This is a genomic window from Microcoleus sp. Pol7_B2 (assembly GCF_036701035.1).
GTDB lineage: Bacteria > Cyanobacteriota > Cyanobacteriia > Cyanobacteriales > Microcoleaceae > Microcoleus.
In genome coordinates, this window is sequence record NZ_JAUBQB010000002.1 from 80,104 (window position 1) to 97,142 (window position 17,039).

The following is a 17,039-nucleotide window of genomic DNA, read 5'->3' on the forward strand; positions in this document are numbered from 1 at the left end:
CTGTAATTAAAGCTCGAATTTACGGACTGCTTCATTGTACAAATGAATAGCCAAATCGCGCAAAATTTGCTCATCTTGGAACTCACTTCCTAACTTCTGTTTTGCCATTTGAACACACATTTTCATCAATTCTGACGAACTTTCGATGTGAAGTGCGATCGCACTTTGGTTTTGTTGAAACCCGACCTCGATTTCCGCCAGCATTTTGATTGATTGATAATTAGCAGATTGTTGTAAATTTGCCGCCATTTTTTCCTGCTTTTTTCTTTGGACTTCCTCGGAAAAACCCGCAGCAATGAGCCCCGCAGGTAACGCAAAAATTCCGATTCCCAAAAATGCTAATATTGCGCCTAAAAATTTACCTAAAGGAGTGATTGGATAAATATCACCGTAACCGACAGTAGTTAATGTCACCACTCCCCACCACATTGCATCGAGGATGCTCGCAAAAGTTTCTGGATGCGCCTCGTTTTCAACAAAATACATGACGCTAGAGGCAAATATTAACAGAATAAAAACTGCAAATGCAGTGGCAATTAACTCCTCTTTTTTAGCGTACAATACTGCTCCCAGAGTTCTGAGCGATTCTGAATAACGGCTCATTTTTAGCAACCGCAATAAGCGCAGTAGGCGAATCAAATTAACGAAGCTTAAATTAGGAAATAACAGCAATGAGTAAAAGGGTAGGATTGAAATTAAATCGATCAGACTTAGCGGTGTAAGACCGTATCTCAATCTTCCCCAAAGCGCGTGGCTGTATCTGCTATCGACTGTACAAACCCACAGCCTCAAAAGATATTCAAGTGTAAATACTAAGGATGAAACAATTTCGATATTTTCCAAGATTAACTTTTGTTCTAGCGACAAGGTGGGCGAAGTAGAAGCAATAAAAGCTGCGACGTTAATCACAATTAAACAAGTTATAAAAATATCGTCTACTAAACTGTATAAATTGCCCACTTCGGATTTTTCTAAGATTTCATAAATTTGAGTTTTAATTTTTTTTTGCATCTAATTTTTCCCTAAAAAGTAGCAAGTAACCCTCGATCGTTACTACAGTATAAGCAATTATATTCAAAACAATAAGCAAGACTTGCCTTACGGCTAAAAATCTGGTTTCTTGAGAGAGGCCTCGTTGCGAAACTCAATATTGATCGTGGAAACTGGGTTGTTTGGGGCAACGGCGTTCTACTAAAATTTAGAGTTAATCTGAAAATAATTTCCAACTATTACTGGGTTTGCAGGCAAAAATCATGAAGGTAGCCGTATTCAGCACCAAATCCTACGATCGCACATTCCTGGAAGCAGCGAATGTCGGCGGCAAACACGATTTAGTTTTTTTTGAACCGCGTCTGAACCTGGAAACCAGCGTTTTGGCTGCGGGATTTCCGGCAGTCTGCGCGTTCGTGAACGACTCCTTGGACGCGAAAACGCTGCTTAGCATTGCCGAAAAAGGCGTCCGCTTGCTGGCCCTGAGATCCGCCGGATTCAATCACGTCGATTTAGCAGCAGCGAAGGATTTAAATCTAACTCTCCTCCGAGTTCCTGCTTATTCTCCCTACGCCGTCGCCGAACACGCAGTCGCTCTGATTTTGTCCCTCAACCGCAGAATCCATCGGGCCTACAACCGCGTCCGCGAAGGCAATTTCGCCCTAGACGGCCTCTTGGGTTTTGATCTCCACGGCAAAACGGTGGGAATCGTCGGAACAGGCAGAATTGGCGCAATTACTGCCCAAATTCTGCACGGATTCGGGTGTCGCCTGCTGGCATACGATGTTTACCAAAACCCAGATTGCCTCGCCCTAGGCATGGAATACGTCGCACTCCCGGAACTATTCGCCGCCTCTGATATTGTCAGCCTCCACTGTCCGCTGATACCGGAAACTTACCATTTAATCGGTGCAGAGGCGATCGAGCAAATGAAACCGGGAATGATGCTGATCAATACCAGCCGCGGTCAGTTGATTGACACTAAAGCTGTCACCAAAGCACTGAAGTCTGGTATAATTGGCTACCTCGGCTTAGATGTTTACGAACAAGAGACTGATCTGTTTTTTGAGGATTTGTCAAATCACGTTATTCAAGACGACGTTTTTCAGCGTTTGCTGACTTTTCCAAACGTCCTGATTACCGGACACCAAGCTTTTTTCACCGAGGAAGCTTTGAAAAATATCGCCGAAACCACGATCGGCAACATCACCGACTTTGAACAAGGACGCCCTTGCCCGAATCAAATCGACCTCGATCAAGTGAAAAAATGAGTCAAAAGACCGATTTGGCAGCGAAGGCAATTGTTTAAAATCAAGTCATATCGTTATTTTTGCTTGCAATTTGTGAAACTCTGCCTTAGTCTCATCAATTAGTCCCTGCAGCGCGGATGCTGTGCTAATTGCCGGAGAATTATACTGGCAGCAATTCACAGCCTGCAATTTTACCTGACAACGGAGGAAGTATTCAATGACACAAGCTAACTTTTCGGACGAGACACAAACAATCACTGAAGTCGTGACAGTAGATCTGGTTGAGGACAAACCGGGGGTCATGACTACAGTGACAACCACAGAAACAACGGCCAGCCAGTTCCAAGATATTAAAGACCAAGTTATTACAATTTTGTCGGAACTTCCAGCCTATCTCTCTAATTTTTTTGCTGACTACCAAAAGCCCCTCATAACAGTTGGTTTAATCCTGGCAGGCGGTATTAGTATTAAGGTAATGCTGGGAGTTTTAGGTGCTCTTAATGATGTCCCGTTGGTAGCTCCAATTTTTGAGTTGATTGGCATGGGATATACGGGTTGGTTTGTTTACCGCTATCTGCTCAAGGCTTCTAACCGCCAAGAGTTGTTAACGGAAATTGATTCTTTAAAAGAACAAGTTGTAGGTAAAGATCCTTAAAGAGATGTTGAAGGAAGAGGGAAGTTCGGCAACGGATTCGCTCGACGGATGTAACGGATGTCAGGAAAAAGGAAGAAAGAGGGTTTTTCCCACTCTCTCATCTCCTTCCTAATCTCCACTCCTCCCTCTCCTCCCTCTCCGTCTCTCCAACTCTCCCGCTCTCAAGTTGGATGGCAAACTTGTTGTAAAGTGGCGGTAAAGTCGGGGTAGGAAATGGCAGCAGCTTCAGCCCGGTGAATGTTAGTAATACCTGTGGCGTTGAGGGCTGCGATCGCCAAACTCATCGCTATTCTGTGGTCGGTGTAGCTGTCAACATCCGCGCCGGTCAAAGGAGTTCCCCCGGTAATTTCTAAACCGTCGGGTAACTCGGAAATTTGGGCTCCCATGCGGTTGAGTTCCGCAGCAGTCACCGCCAGTCGATCGCTCTCTTTGACCCGCAACTCGGCCGCATCTCGAATTATTGTAGTACCCGACGCAAAGATCGCCGCTACTGCCAAAATCGGGATTTCGTCAATCAGTCGGGGAATTAAGTCGCCCGCAATGGTGCATCCCCGCAATTGGCCGGAACTACGAACCAAAATATCGGCTACAGGTTCTCCGGCGGCCTCTCGCTGATTTTGCAGTTCAATGTCGGCCCCCATCATTTCCAAAGCTTCCAAAATGCCTGTACGAGTTGGGTTGACGCCGACATTTTCGACTACGAGCTCCGAACCCGGGACGATCGCCCCAGCAACTAGCCAAAATGCGGCCGAACTAATATCTCCCGGTACAATCACATTCTGCCCTTGCAGTTGTGTCGGCCCAGTGACTGTCACGCTACAAGTTTCTGGATCGACGCTCAATTGGGCTCCAAACGCTCGCAGCATCCGCTCACTGTGATCCCGCGACAGAACGGGTTCTGTGACTGTAGTTTCTCCACTTGCCATCAAACCGGCGAGCAAAATGCAAGATTTAACTTGAGCCGAGGCGATCGGAGAATGGTAGTGAATCGGTTTTAACTGCTGTCCTAGTATCGCTAAGGGAGCTAAAGAATTACTTTTTCGGCCCCAAATTTGCGCTCCCATTTGTTGCAGCGGTTTAATGACGCGCGACATGGGGCGCGATCGCAAAGAACTGTCACCCGTTACTGCATAAAAACGCCCCGGATGAGAAGCTAAAATTCCCAACATCAGCCGCATCGTCGTGCCGGAATTGCCAGCGTCCAAGACTTCTACAGGCTCCTCTAACTCGCCAATTCCGACGCCCCTGACTGTCACCCGTTCCGCGTTGAGTTCAGAAACTTTGGCTCCCAGGAGCGAGAAACATTTAGCCGTGCTGCGGGGGTCTTCCCCTAGGAGTAGTCCCTCAATAGTAGTTTCACCTTGGGCGATCGCACCCAACATCAAAGCTCGGTGAGAAATCGACTTATCGCCGGGAACTCGAATCCTCCCCACCAGTGATAAGCCCGAAGCAGGTTTTTGAATGCTTAAAGTTTGGCTTTTGTCAAGAAGCGTAGTAGTTATAATGTCAGCTTGCATTGAGATAAACTAGGATTGGATGGCGTTAGCTATCCTACCTTTTTCCCAGCCCTAAGTCAGTCGTCTTTTGTACGGCCTGCGGGTTTTTTCCCAATGTGTCCGGTTAACTTAAAAGCTGATAAAACTCGCCCGGAGACTCCGCTGTCAGTTCTCGATGACACGGAAGTACGGACGCAACGGCACGGATTTTACATTAATTTCACCAATATTATCCGTGTATCTGCTTAGATTTCATTTCCAGCTCTGAGTTATCGACCAGATGATTGAATTGTGACTAAACAATTTTAGATTTTCGATTGCGAGTTGTAGATTTTTCATTTTGTTAAGCAAAAGCTCCGGAATTTGGAACCCAGCCAATCTAAAGTCTAAAGTCTAAAATCTCAAATCTCAAACTGCCCGATCCACAACAACTCCTAAACTTTTATTTATGCTGACCCATCACCGCAAGCCTGTAAGTTTATCCCTGGTATCCACAGATTTACCTTTGTGGTCAGTTGTTGAAACCGCTGCTACGCTTTATCAAAAAGACCGGGAGCGTTTTCACTTGTTGTTGCACGAACCAGCAATAATCGATCGCGAATTTTCCGACGGTTCCGACAAATCTGCCGAGCAAGTTACAATCTTACCCCCAACTACAAAACCCCGGTTGCTCTGGCTAGAAGTTTCGCCTTATCGAGTCATTATGACGATGCAAGGAAACGGCAAATACAGTTACCGCCACTGCTGGGAACGAGGAATGTACGGGCTGAGCCGTTATTGGCTTCAGGGCGAATCGCTGGCGACTCCCGAACAGTTGCGACTCCGTAACTTCACTCGCAACTTGACGCTGACAGGAAAGCCGGAACCGGATCACCTGCGGTTAGAATACGAGTTGTGGTCGGAGAAAGTACAACTCGGTCGCTATATTTTGAATCTAGAAATTCATCACTAAATTAGGTAATTGCAAAGGTGTACATAGTAGGTGAAGGCGACGCATTCCTCCAATTCATTCACCCCCCGTGGGTTGTTGGAGTTCGCGTGGCCATCTCATAACTCAAAATTATTAGCCTTTAGCGATCGCTCTTACAATAATTAATCAGTTTGCTAGTCAAAGCGTCTTGATTTGCGGCTGCTTGATTTGCCTGTTGGCCGGCTCTAATAATATCTGCTTGAGCTGTTTGGATTTGCTCTCGACCTTCTATACTTGAAGAAGCGAGATTGCCAGCCTGAAGGCTTTTGCTTATGTCGCCGAGTGCTTGACTAATTTCCTGGAAGGATTTAACCGATGGCTGCTGAATTTCTTTGAGGGTTGGATCTGTTATTCGCAGAGCCTCAAGTTCATTCGCTATCAGGTTCAAATTTTTAGCTAAATGCTCGGTCGTTGCAGCATCGTTGCGGTCTTTATCAACATCAATGAGAGCGTTGCCTTTGTTGACAATTTCAGTAAATTTAGTACACTGGACAGCTCGGCTATTGCTGCAACTAATCGTCAGCGTACAGCAAGCAACAACTATCAGCAGGATGGCAATCTGTTTGCGAAAAAAGTACATGAACCCTCGGTTGCAAAAAAAAGTAGATTCTGGGATGGTGTAGTAGAGTGCGTCAGCGATCGGCCGATATATCGACTGTCGAACAACTTTCGCGACATTCAGACACGCTCTACTAAGCTAAACTACGTACCTGTTTAGGAACTATGGTCAAAAACAGCAATAACCTAAAGAAGGGAAGCATTTGGGGATATCTTACCCTGCTTTTGCCTATTTCCTTAACGGCGGTTGCCAGTTTCGAGTCGGGAACGATGTTTTGGGCGATCGCCACCACAGCGGGCATTGCTTGGGCTTGGAGGCTGTACCAGCAGCAACAAAAACACAAACTCGCTCATTTAGACTCGGTTTTCTACAAGTTAATCAAGGAAAATCAAGGGCGAGTTACGGCTTTGGATTTGGCGATGAATGCAAAACTCCCCGGAGAAAAGGTTCAAGAGTATCTCGACGAACGAGCCTCTGAGTTTGCAGCGGATTTTGAAGTGACAGAACAAGGCGGAATTTTGTATTATTTTCAAATAGCTCCACCTGTCAATCAAAGCGAAACAGCTAATGCGGGAATAGCTGTTCAAGAGCCTCCCACAAATCGGGAAAAAGCACAAGATAAAAAACCAAATTTATTCCCCATTGCTCAAACCAAGACTCCTGAAAAACCCAAAATCTCTTTTACCCAGACGGAACTCTCCCGCAGGTTCAAAGTTCACGCAACTACGATCGGCAAGTGGAAACTTAAGCCGGAGTTTGCTCAGTGGAGCCGCGAAAAAGACCCGGAGGCGATCGCCTGGGAATATTCTACAGAAAACAAGCGATTTTATCCCAAAGATTGAGTGCCTCCGGTATAAGCCAAAATATATCAATAAACCCCGTTTATACGACGCTCTGCGGTTGCTAACGAAGAATTTGGGAAGAAACCGGGTTTCTGAGACTTGAGCGCGTCCAGCACTGACTTTACTGCCGTTGACCGATCGACCTGTGTAGGTTATTTTAAGTAAAATCCTCTATAGTTGAGTTTGCCAAATAAAAATCGGTAAATTCGATCGTCCTATCTGTGACTTTTTTTTCCTATGTCCAAAACAACCTTGCGAGTAGTCGCCCGCCTCGCTGCCTTTCCCGACAAAGTAGCAGAACTTAAATCTCTGCTGCTGAGCATTATGGAGCCCACTCGCAAAGAAAAAGGCTGCATCAAATACGAACTCCTGCAAAATCAAGCCGATCCCACAGATTTTACCTTCGTTGAAGAGTGGGAAAGTGCAGATTTGCTGGAACTACATCTCGGTTCAACTCACATTCAAGACGCTGTGCAGAAATTAGACGGTTTGGTCGTTGGGCCTCCAGATATCCGCCGCTATGAATTGCTAGCTTAATCCGGTTTTTAGAGCAATTTTATTAAGGGTTGGTGAAATAGCTTCTACCCCCCTAGCCCCCCTTAGTAAGGGGGGATAAGATTGAGATTTAAAAGTGTAGTAACTTCCTCAAATTTATGATGTCTGCAACAATAAAACAGTTATTTATTTATCCAATTAAAGGGCTGACACCGCAAGAAATGTCGGAGTTTGCTTTAACAGCAGGACACGGAATTAAGGGCGATCGAGCTTTTGCCTTAATGTTTGCAGATAATCTGGAAGCTGCAAAAATGCCGGCAGACAATGTGCCTTGGATGAGCAAAAAAAATTTTGCTGTCCAAAACGATTGGCCTCTGTTAGCAGCTTTGGAATGTGATTATCAACCGGAAACGACGGTTGTAACAGTCAAGCGTCAAGGATTTGAAGTGTTATCCGCAGAAACGAACACAGCAGCAGGACGCGATCGCATCGGCGCTTTTTTCACCGAATATCTGGCGGCAATTGAACCCACAAAAGAAGCGAGACACCCGCAGTTTGCACCTTTGCACTTAGTCGGCGACAGCAGCGGCGAAACTCGTTATCCCGATCGAGAACCCGTACACATCTCTTTACTCAGTCAAGCCACATTAGACCAATTAACAGAAATCGCTCTTCAAAACATTGACGTGGGCCGATTTCGCCCGAACATTGTGCTAGAAGGTATGGCAGCTTGGTCAGAATTTGAGTTGATCGGAAAACAGTTTCAATTAGGCACGGCGCGCATAGAAGTTACAGCACGAATCGGTCGCTGTGTCAATATAGAAGTGAATCCAGAAACGGGCGATCGGGATATTTCCCTACTCAGTTTACTCCAAAAGGAATTCGGTCACGCACAAACTGGAGTTTTAGCCAAAATTATCAACAGCGGCACAGTTAAAATCGGCGATGTTGTGACTTCTTATTAATAAAAACCAACATTAAGATTGTGAATGCTGCCTAACTTCCTCTACTGATAAACCGAGTGCTTCTGCCACTTGCTGTGTATTCAATCCCATTGCCAACAACCGAGGGATGGCATCCCGCCGTGCTTGGGCTTCTGCACTCAAAGCCTGCTCTGCTAAGGAAGCTCGTTCTGTACCTGTCAGCAGCAAATTGCCCTCGCTGTCCCACCACCGCAGCCACAGCATTGTCTGGTTTTGATAACTGCCTTGCCACAGTCCTAATTCTACGCCCATTGGCGCGATCGGATAATGACCGCGATCGTTCGGAAGCAACTGCTGGTAAAACCCGTTGTTCAGGTTGTAAACCTCCAGCCTGCCACTATTGATCTCATAGATGCCATAAAACGGAATCCGCATGATCCGCTCATATACCCAAAACTTCCCAGGTCTTTGCGCCGCTCCAACTTCCGAGTACGATAGTGGGGTTGTGTCCCGCTCTTCTGAACCATCTCCTGATGCGAACTCCAAAGCAATCATCGGAGCCATGAATTCCCGCCACAGCACGTAAGAGCGACGGATCTGATTTCCTAATGTTGGTGGCACATTCGGCACGTAGAACCAGTCTGGAGCTTCTGCTCCCTTTTCAAGCGGGTCAGTTTCTCGCCAGTAGATGCCGCAGTCTTGCCCTATAGCATATTGCCCATCGGGATGAAGCTCTTGCAATACCGACCCGATAGAATCAGTCAAAATAATGCTCTGAGGATGCTCCTGAAAATTCTTCACAAAAGTGCCGTCTTCGTCTGGCAGTTGAGTGTGGTCGGGGAAAGGAGAGGGAAGGACAATTTTTTCGGTTGCCGGGGTCATGCGACCTCTCAAGTATTGCAGCTTACCTGAATATCTTAACTTATCCTGCTTCCGGCACCCTTACCTTATTACCAATCAAGTTCAGAAAACTCGTGCCAAAATGTTGAATCTCCAAAAAATTAGCATAAGCAGGAGTTGATTTGTAAACTCTAAAAGTCCGCATAATTCCCAAAGTCGCGGCACTTTCCAGCGGGCCGATAAAGCTAGTATCCCTGTCCAAAAAATGAGACTGCTTAGCCCAGTGTGCCATCTGTTCCGCATTCAAAAAATAGCAGCCGGAATGAGGATTCAACGCCCGCTCAAAAGCGACTGTTTGTTCCATTATTTTTCCCATTAACTGCCGCTGCTCCTCTACATTTTGAAACGGAGAAGTCGCTGAGTCGGCTAAATCACCATCAACATATGCTTTAAAAACCGCGCCTTTAGGCGCTATTTCATAGCGATTAGGTTGCAGTAAATTCCCATTTCCTCCGTGATGCGTAAACCACTTTAATTTACTAAAAAACCACGGATCGTGCAGAACTAAATCATCTTCCAAATAACAGAAATAATCGTATTTGTTAAGACACGCTCGCAAAACTGCTTGACACTCAAACCCCAAAAGCAGCGGTTCGCATTTGGTAGCGTGGTGCATAAAACATCTGGGCTGCACGGGCAGTTGAGGCAACAGATGATAACCTTGAGTAGTGCAAATAACAATGTCAATTTCGTGCTGTTGAGATTGATTTGCTGGGATAGTTGCACATTCGCTAATGTCAATCATGGACTGAGATTTGCCGTACAAAGCTTGCAGCGCTGTCACGCAAGCGGTTAAAGCATTCAGTCGCGGTTGCGGATCATTTCGCTGGGAAGCGTGTTTCCCCTCGCCACTGGGATTGTAAAAGTGAGCAATAGTGAATAGAATTCGCATTGGTGTGGAGTAACAATTAGAAATTAAACAATAAAACAGTAAGATCGCACAATAACCCTATAAATCTTACCGCACTTAGTCACCAAATAACTCCGGCAGGCGATCGCGCAACTCAGCATTTAAACGTGGCAACTCGTCTCGCATCTGTAAGTACCAATCTCGCCGCTGTCGGTAGTGCCCGCACAGCAAGCGGTTGGATCGCACCCATTCGTAAGCATTCGCGGCTATTTCCCGACGCCGAGAAGTGTCTGAAATCAGCGAATTTAGTTTGGTTTCAAACTCTTTTTCATATCTATAAATCAATCCTGTTTCACCTTCGACAATCGAATGTTCGTACACGGTGGGACTTGCCAGCACCGCTACTCCCCGCGCTGCACATTCAATAAATTTTAAGTCGGATTTCGTTTCGTTAACCGGGTTGGAAACAAGCGGCAGCAAAGCTATATCGCAACTATACATGATTTCTTGATACCGTTCGTAACTGCAAAAGGGTTCAAATTCTTTTTGCTGTATTTTCAATGATTCAAAAAATTTTCTGTCGTGGATTACTTTAACTCGAATCCGGTGCTTGTGTGCGACTAAAACTCGATTTAGTGCTGCCATAATCGGCTGCCAATCTTTTTCGCGGTTGAGTGCACCAAAAAAAATTGTGACTGTATCTTCTGTCGGATAAATTCGCGGCGGAGGTAGATAAGCTAAGTGATTGGGAAATACAGCCACATTGGGATTGTATTGGCGCAAAATTTTTGCGAGGGGTTCTGTAGAAGTTTGCACGCAGTGACAGCCGCGATAGCTGAGGTAATTATTATCTGCATATTCGCGGCGGCGGATGGGATTGTCGTCAATTTCAGCTACTATTAAATAGCCTTGTTGCAACAGTTCTTTGAGCTGGGGAATATAGCCGGGATATTGCATAATTGTCCGCTGCCAAATGAAGACTTTTTCTTCTTCCGGCAGAGGGGAAATTAATCCTGCTGTTTTCACGCCGGATACGGTGCGGACACCGGGAATTGTGGCGCTAAATTTGTCCGGTTCCAAAACTCGCACGCGATCGCACCCTGTAGGAGCCATAATGATAGTCTGAATCAGCAGCCTGCGCGCAGGTACGGTCGATTTGGTCGATCGCACGATATAATGTTCAGCACCTGTTTCCGTAGCAAAGCTGCTCGATGTTAGCTCTAAAGCCTTTACCATTGGATGCAGTAATTCCTGAAAGTGGACAAAATTTTCGGTTTTGTGTCCCTTCCCTTGAAATTCATAAACCTGCAATCCGGCTTGAGCAAATAGTGATTTAATACTTTCTAGGGTAAACCAGTGCTGCATCTTACTGTCGGGATTCTCCCACTGTCCCCGCAGCAGATTGACAATCCGCCGCCAGTATTGAACATTAGGGATTCTGGCGAGAATTTGCCCCTCTGGATTCAGCAAAGCACTGTACTGCTTGAGGACTTCCCAGGGATTTTTCAGATAGGGTAGCAAGTCGCCGAAAATTAAGCAATCGACAGTTCCTGGAGCGATGTCGAGACTTTCGATGGCAATTTCTTCAATATCGGCTACTGTCACCCAGTTTAGCCGATCGACTGCAATTTTAGCTTTTTCTCGATCGCATTCAATGCCAATATACTGACAATGGGGATTGATCAGCTTGTACTGTTCGCCCGTCGATCCCGTACCGCAGCCAATTTCAACAATGACTTTAGCATCCGGCGGGAGCAGCTTCAAGAAGTCGTGGTTGACGCGATCGATCACTTTGTCTAAAATTCCTGATTAGTTTATCGTAAAATAAAACAGAGCAACCCATGCCGACAGACAACCAGCCGAAGGTTAGCATTGCGATGCCAGTATACAATGGCGATCGCTATCTTTGTCAAGCACTAGATTCTCAGTTGCGAGCTTTTTTTCTTTTCTATTCTCTTGGTCTGCGTTAAGAGCGTTTCCTGTAAATCTTATTCACCAATCCTCCAGGATTGCTATATGTTAGCAAATATTCGGCAAAATTATAATTTCTTCTCTACCCTACCCTTTTTTAGCGCAATTGAGCCGATTAATTAATTCTGCTTTTCCTCAAAAAATCCACACTACACTGTGCTAAATACATTAGAAACTATGAACCCTAATCTAGGAATGAACATCGCCGGCTACATCAACGGCGAATTTGGCATAGGAGAAGGTGTCAGAGCAAACATCAGGGCTGCAGAAGCCGCCAACATTCCTTTCGTCATCAACAATTTTACCCGCAGTCCCCACCGCAAGAAAGACACCACCTATCAAAATTTTAGCGAAGATAATCCCTATCCCGTAAACTTAATTCAAGTCAACGCAGATGAAGTTGCAACCTTTATCAAACATATAGGTTCCAGTTATTTTGACAAAAAATACAACCTCGGCTTTTGGGCCTGGGAACTTCCAGCCTTTCCCCCGGAATGGCAGCCCGCATTTAATCACTTTCACGAAATATGGACTTACAGCAACTATTGCGCCGAAGCAATTGCCGCAGTAGCGCCAATTCCGGTTATCAAAATCATGCCTAGTATTGCTCTCCCCGCACCTTCCCTGAGCAGAGAAGCACTGAATTTACCGAAAAATAAATTTATTTTCTTGTTTGTATTCGACTTTTCTAGCCGCATCGAGCGCAAAAATACTTTGGCGACAATTCAAGCATTTAAACAAGCTTTTGGGGAAGATAACAGCGTATTATTGGTCATCAAATCTTCTAACTCCAACAAATTTTCAGCGGCGCAAGCATCCTTAAACTCAGCGATAGCAAATAATTCAAATATCAAACATCTAGACGGATATTTGTCCAAAAATAAACTTAACGGATTGCTCTATAATTGCGACTGTTATGTATCGCTGCACCGCTGCGAAGGATTCGGCTTAACAATGGCTGAAGCCATGTTTTACGGCAAACCCGTAATTGCCACCGGCTATTCATCAAATACAGAATTTATGAATGTCGGCAACAGCTATTTAGTCAAGTATAAGTTAATCCCAATTGAGAAAGATTTCGGACCTTACAAAAAAGGCAATGTTTGGGCCCAAGCCGATGTCGAACACGCTGCTGATTTAATGCGTCATGTCTTCAACAATTACCGGGAAGCTCAGCAAGTTGGAAGAATAGCTGCTGATGAAATTAAGACTTTACTGAATCCGTCAAATGTCGGGAGAAAAATTCAAAACCGTCTCGAATATATTGCCGGAATTACAGATAATTTCAAAAGCTTGGAGGGCGGAATACGGAAAAAGTCCTCTCAGGGGGCGACAGTAAAAAATGCACGACCTTTAGTTAGTATTTGTATTCCGACATACAACGGAGCAGCATTTATTGGCGAAGCGATTCAAAGTGCTTTGACCCAAACTTACCCTAACATAGAGCTGATTATATCCGACGACGGTTCCACAGACGAAACAGTTGCGATCGCCCAATCCTTCCAATCCCAAACCTCAGTCGATTTCCGCATCGTACTGCACCGCAACTACGGCTTATCACAAAACTGGAACTTTTGCATATCCCAAGCAAAAGGTCAATACATTAAGTTTTTGTTTCAAGACGACTTGCTCGTACCCGAATGTATTGAAAAAATGGTCGCCGTCGCCCAACCAAACCCAGAAATAGGTATGGTTTTCTCCCCGCGCGGCATCACCATAGCTGAAAATGAATCTAACCCGATTTTGCGGAAAGCTTCCCAATCAATTAAAGATTTGCATAAAAGTTGGTCGAATTTAAAATATATTCAGCCCGGAAAAGAATTACTGGCAGATACTAACTGCTTGAGCAACCCCATAAACAAAATTGGCGAACCGAGTACAGTCTTAATTGCCGCCAGAGTCTTTGAAGAAATAGGATTATTTGATTCGGGATTATCTCAGTATGTAGACTTAGATATGTGGTGGCGAATCATGGGGAACTATCACATCGGATTTGTAGATGAAAAACTGTCCTCACTGCGGATTCATCCCGAACAACAAACTTGGAAAAACTTCGCGGCTGGGGAAAATCATAAGGATGTAGTAAGATTTTACAAAAAACTACTAAATAGTCCTGATTACAGTTTCCTCGATCAACAAATCAAACAGACAATCCGCCAAAAGTTGGCATTGAGAACCCAGCCGAGTTTATCGGAATTGTCAGCAATGCTTGATCAATACAATAAATTCCCCTCAAAACAACCTCTTCTCGCGCTGCGCCAATACCGTCAACAGCTAGCTGAATATTGGCTGAATTTGCCCGCAAAAAAATTAGAAAGTGCTTACTCGCAAGACATGGGGAAAGCTCATAAATTGCTACTAGATAGCGCCCTCAAAAATGAAACTTTAACTGAGCAAGAACAAAGTTTGGTCCAGCAGTTATCCTCCAAACTTGCTGAAGTAGGGGAAATTGCTGATAAGATTCAATATCTCCTCGCAGCGATGCTGTACCGCGACGCTTATCAGTTGCCACTTGAGTATAAAAATGCAGCAATTCCCCAGTGGTTTTTTGACGACTTTTTGAAATTTATCTTTCAGTCTCCCGGTTATTTTAAACAAAACTGGGAAATAGAAAGGTACTCTGAATATTTCCAGCAGTTAATCAAGTACGTCGCTGGAAATATCGCCCGTTTTTCAGATTCAGAAGTGTGGCGTTATTTGGCGGCATTTATGGCGAAAAATGTTAGCTTCCAAGCTTTGTATTTGAGCGAGGACAATCTGCTCAATATATTGAGTAAACGAACTGAGATTCTGGAATTTTATTTGAAAAATATCGGCTGTCAAATAGAATGGGATTTTCCTCAAAGAGAACCAGAAATAACTAAAATTCGAGTTGGCTTTTTGCTTGATAAAATTAGTGATGAATCCGAGACTCGTGCTGCAATTCCGAGTTTTGAATATTTAAACAGAAGCAAATTTGAAATTATTGTGTACCATTTCCAGGTACAAGACGAGCGACTGAGGAAATATTGCGAAAGTTGCGCCGACAAACTGGTGCAACTGTCAGAAGATTTGCCCCAGCAAGTCCGAGAAATGCGATCGCACGATTTAGATATTCTGCTAATCTGCACCAATACTACCAACACTTCTCAACCAAGCGCGCTGCTGTGCCTGCACCGACTAGCCCGGGTGCAAATAGCTACCGGTGCGTCAACCCCCGCCACCACGGGCGCCCGAAATATCGATTATTTCCTGACCGGAGATTTGACATTGCCTGCAGGTGCAGCAGCAGAGTATCGCGAAAAATTAATTAGTTTAGAAGGGTCGGGAGTTTGTTTAAGCTATACTGTAGGATCGGCACCTGCCACAGTTGAACCGACTCGCAGCAGTTGGGGAGCCACCGACGAATCTGTAGTGTTCATGTCCGGCGCTCAAGCTTTTACAATTATCCCAGAATTGAGAGAAACTTGGGCAAAAATTATTGCTGCCGTACCAAATTCTATTTTAGTTTTGTATCCCTTTAGTTCCCGCTCAGAAAACTATCCGACGGTGCCTTTTTACAACCAAATTCGATCGCTCTTTGCCGAATTTGGGGTTGACAAAAAGCGCTTAGTTGTGATTAAAGCGCTGCCATCTCGCGCCGATTACATAAAATGTCTGGAATTGGCTGATATATATTTAGACTCCTATCCATACAGCAGTGCCTGCTATGCTGCAGAAGCGCTGTTGGTGGGGTTGCCTGTAGTTGTAAGAAAAGGGCAAACAACTCGATCGCGACAATCAGCCGCCCTGCTCGAAGAACTGCTAATTCCGGAACTGGTAGCAAACAGCGAGAACTCTTATTTAGAGCTCAGCACAGCACTGGGAACGAACCCTGAACTGCGCCAGCACTACCGCGATCAAATTCAGCAAAAAATGGCGGCAAACCCCCAATATCTCGACAGTCGGGCTTGCTCGACCCAACTGGGAGCACTCTTTGAAAGACTATTCCCAGAGTGAAGGAAGAAGGAAGTTCAGCAACTAAGGAGTGTACGGGATTTAACGGATGGATGTTGAGGGAAGAAGGAAGATGGCAGAAGTAAAGATTTTTCCACTCTCCCACTCTCGCATTCCTCTACCATTCTGAGACCCGCGGGGAACCCCTCGCTAGGCAGAGCGTCAAGAAATAGACAGCAATAGCGCTAGCCCACTGACGGTCTGCTATCATCGGGGAATCTAGGGGTTAGTGGTTGTCGCTCTTTTCCTGCCACAGCTAAATTAAAAGGGGAAGCGCAAGTCAGTTGGAGATAAAAAAATGACAGGACTTTTTCAAATAGGCGATAAATTACTGCAAGCTCAGGATATGCCATCGCTCCTGAAGCGGTATCAGTTGATGCCGCAATTCTTGCGGGGTGTAATAGTAGACCAAGCGATCGCATCCTTTAGTTGCAGCGACGAAGAACGCCAATCCGCCGTCGAGAACTTTCTGGCACAACACCAACTGACAGCCCCGGAAGCCAAAGAAGCTTGGCTGCGCGGCCAAAATATGACGGAAGAAGAACTTCAAGAGATGGCCGTTAGGCCCTTGCTGATCGAAAAATTTAAGCAAGCCACTTGGAGACCTAAAGTAGATAATTATTTTTTAACCCGCAAAGCCAGCCTAGACCACGTAGTCTATTCCCTGGTACGCACCAAAAATCCAGCACTGGCAAACGAACTTTACTTTCGCATCCTGGAAGGGGAACAAACCTTTGCTGAAGTGGCCCGCGACTATTCCGAAGGGCCCGAGTCCAAGTCAGGCGGCTTGTTGGGCCCAGTACCCCTCAGCCAGCCCCACCCGGCAATCAGCAAACTTTTGTCGGTCAGCCAGCCAAATCAACTCTGGACGCCGCGTCCTCTGGCAGAATGGATGGTAATTATTCGACTAGAAAAGTTCATGCCGGCCCAGCTCGATGAATCGATGCGGCTGCACTTGATTAACGAACTCTTTGAAAGCTGGCTCGCCGAACAGATATCGCAAATAGGCCCGCTACAGCCCCTCTCCTCCGTGTCTTCAATATCATGACAGTCAAGCATTTTGGTCAGGGGCCCCCGGATTTATCCGTGGAGACTTTAAAAAGCGTAGCATCCTGACAAAAACCCCCTGGATTCATCTGTGGATTCAATCTAAAATCTAAAAT

General features: G+C 45.4%; 15 protein-coding genes. 9 read left to right on the forward strand and 6 right to left on the reverse strand.

The features are described 5' to 3' along the window. Positions 1-6: 6 nt before the first annotated feature. Positions 7-1,011, reverse strand: coding sequence for an ion transporter (locus tag QUA57_RS01400; protein ID WP_333059025.1), 1,005 nt, complete (start codon positions 1,009-1,011; stop codon positions 7-9). Positions 1,012-1,253: 242 nt separating this feature from the next. On the opposite strand from QUA57_RS01400, the gene QUA57_RS01405 reads away from it, so the two are divergent. After that, the gene (locus QUA57_RS01405; protein WP_333059024.1) at positions 1,254-2,261 is read left to right on the forward strand and encodes a 2-hydroxyacid dehydrogenase; all 1,008 of its coding nucleotides are present in this window, start codon (positions 1,254-1,256) and stop codon (positions 2,259-2,261) included. A gap of 196 nt (positions 2,262-2,457) precedes the next feature. Continuing rightward, the gene (locus QUA57_RS01410; RefSeq protein ID WP_333059023.1) at positions 2,458-2,895 is read left to right on the forward strand and encodes a CAAD domain-containing protein; all 438 of its coding nucleotides are present in this window, start codon (positions 2,458-2,460) and stop codon (positions 2,893-2,895) included. 161 nt (positions 2,896-3,056) lie between these two features. Here the strand turns inward: QUA57_RS01410 and aroA are convergent, their stop codons facing one another. Beyond that, complete coding sequence (gene aroA, locus QUA57_RS01415) at positions 3,057-4,412, reverse strand: 3-phosphoshikimate 1-carboxyvinyltransferase (RefSeq protein ID WP_333059022.1); 1,356 nt, start codon at positions 4,410-4,412, stop codon at positions 3,057-3,059. Positions 4,413-4,839: 427 nt separating this feature from the next. Between aroA and QUA57_RS01420 the strand changes: the two genes are divergently transcribed. After that, positions 4,840-5,343, forward strand: coding sequence for a hypothetical protein (locus QUA57_RS01420; protein ID WP_333034823.1), 504 nt, complete (start codon positions 4,840-4,842; stop codon positions 5,341-5,343). A gap of 118 nt (positions 5,344-5,461) precedes the next feature. Here QUA57_RS01420 and QUA57_RS01425 read toward each other — a convergent pair whose 3' ends face one another. After that, the gene (locus QUA57_RS01425; protein WP_333059021.1) at positions 5,462-5,941 is read right to left on the reverse strand and encodes a hypothetical protein; all 480 of its coding nucleotides are present in this window, start codon (positions 5,939-5,941) and stop codon (positions 5,462-5,464) included. 143 nt (positions 5,942-6,084) lie between these two features. On the opposite strand from QUA57_RS01425, the gene QUA57_RS01430 reads away from it, so the two are divergent. The 3 genes from QUA57_RS01430 (at position 6,085) to QUA57_RS01440 (ending at position 8,222) form a co-directional block, all read left to right on the forward strand. Next, entirely contained in the window at positions 6,085-6,762 is a 678-nt protein-coding gene (locus QUA57_RS01430; RefSeq protein WP_333059019.1) for a hypothetical protein, read from the forward strand. Positions 6,763-6,999: 237 nt separating this feature from the next. Beyond that, positions 7,000-7,299 (forward strand): putative quinol monooxygenase, encoded by a 300-nt coding sequence (locus tag QUA57_RS01435; RefSeq protein ID WP_333059017.1) that lies wholly within the window; start codon positions 7,000-7,002, stop codon positions 7,297-7,299. 116 nt (positions 7,300-7,415) lie between these two features. Next, positions 7,416-8,222, forward strand: coding sequence for an MOSC domain-containing protein (locus QUA57_RS01440; RefSeq protein ID WP_333059016.1), 807 nt, complete (start codon positions 7,416-7,418; stop codon positions 8,220-8,222). Between the two features lie 12 nt (positions 8,223-8,234). Here the strand turns inward: QUA57_RS01440 and QUA57_RS01445 are convergent, their stop codons facing one another. From QUA57_RS01445 to QUA57_RS01455, 3 genes are all read right to left on the reverse strand, one after another. Then, a complete protein-coding gene (locus QUA57_RS01445) occupies positions 8,235-9,062 on the reverse strand; it encodes a Uma2 family endonuclease (protein ID WP_333059015.1) in 828 nt (275 codons plus the stop codon). A gap of 40 nt (positions 9,063-9,102) precedes the next feature. After that, on the reverse strand, positions 9,103-9,972 hold the full coding sequence (locus QUA57_RS01450; protein WP_333034836.1) for a calcium-binding protein: 870 nt from the start codon (positions 9,970-9,972) through the stop codon (positions 9,103-9,105). A 75-nt stretch (positions 9,973-10,047) separates the two neighbouring features. Beyond that, a complete protein-coding gene (locus QUA57_RS01455) occupies positions 10,048-11,721 on the reverse strand; it encodes a methyltransferase domain-containing protein (protein WP_333059014.1) in 1,674 nt (557 codons plus the stop codon). Between the two features lie 50 nt (positions 11,722-11,771). On the opposite strand from QUA57_RS01455, the gene QUA57_RS01460 reads away from it, so the two are divergent. The 3 genes from QUA57_RS01460 (at position 11,772) to QUA57_RS01470 (ending at position 16,924) form a co-directional block, all read left to right on the forward strand. After that, positions 11,772-11,900: a hypothetical protein gene (locus QUA57_RS01460; RefSeq protein ID WP_333059012.1), complete on the forward strand. Its 129-nt coding sequence runs from the start codon at positions 11,772-11,774 to the stop codon at positions 11,898-11,900. Positions 11,901-12,078: 178 nt separating this feature from the next. Further along, the gene (locus tag QUA57_RS01465; protein ID WP_333059010.1) at positions 12,079-15,879 is read left to right on the forward strand and encodes a glycosyltransferase; all 3,801 of its coding nucleotides are present in this window, start codon (positions 12,079-12,081) and stop codon (positions 15,877-15,879) included. 295 nt (positions 15,880-16,174) lie between these two features. Further along, complete coding sequence (locus QUA57_RS01470; RefSeq protein ID WP_333034840.1) at positions 16,175-16,924, forward strand: peptidylprolyl isomerase; 750 nt, start codon at positions 16,175-16,177, stop codon at positions 16,922-16,924. Positions 16,925-17,039: the final 115 nt, after the last annotated feature.

Coding starts and splice junctions, on each gene's coding strand:
- QUA57_RS01400 (WP_333059025.1), bottom strand. CDS start 1,011: ATGCAAAAAAAAATTAAAACTCAAATTTATGAAATCTTAGAAAAATCC.
- QUA57_RS01405 (WP_333059024.1), top strand. CDS start 1,254: ATGAAGGTAGCCGTATTCAGCACCAAATCCTACGATCGCACATTCCTG.
- QUA57_RS01410 (WP_333059023.1), top strand. CDS start 2,458: ATGACACAAGCTAACTTTTCGGACGAGACACAAACAATCACTGAAGTC.
- aroA (WP_333059022.1), bottom strand. CDS start 4,412: ATGCAAGCTGACATTATAACTACTACGCTTCTTGACAAAAGCCAAACT.
- QUA57_RS01420 (WP_333034823.1), top strand. CDS start 4,840: ATGCTGACCCATCACCGCAAGCCTGTAAGTTTATCCCTGGTATCCACA.
- QUA57_RS01425 (WP_333059021.1), bottom strand. CDS start 5,941: ATGTACTTTTTTCGCAAACAGATTGCCATCCTGCTGATAGTTGTTGCT.
- QUA57_RS01430 (WP_333059019.1), top strand. CDS start 6,085: ATGGTCAAAAACAGCAATAACCTAAAGAAGGGAAGCATTTGGGGATAT.
- QUA57_RS01435 (WP_333059017.1), top strand. CDS start 7,000: ATGTCCAAAACAACCTTGCGAGTAGTCGCCCGCCTCGCTGCCTTTCCC.
- QUA57_RS01440 (WP_333059016.1), top strand. CDS start 7,416: ATGATGTCTGCAACAATAAAACAGTTATTTATTTATCCAATTAAAGGG.
- QUA57_RS01445 (WP_333059015.1), bottom strand. CDS start 9,062: ATGACCCCGGCAACCGAAAAAATTGTCCTTCCCTCTCCTTTCCCCGAC.
- QUA57_RS01450 (WP_333034836.1), bottom strand. CDS start 9,972: ATGCGAATTCTATTCACTATTGCTCACTTTTACAATCCCAGTGGCGAG.
- QUA57_RS01460 (WP_333059012.1), top strand. CDS start 11,772: ATGCCGACAGACAACCAGCCGAAGGTTAGCATTGCGATGCCAGTATAC.
- QUA57_RS01465 (WP_333059010.1), top strand. CDS start 12,079: ATGAACCCTAATCTAGGAATGAACATCGCCGGCTACATCAACGGCGAA.
- QUA57_RS01470 (WP_333034840.1), top strand. CDS start 16,175: ATGACAGGACTTTTTCAAATAGGCGATAAATTACTGCAAGCTCAGGAT.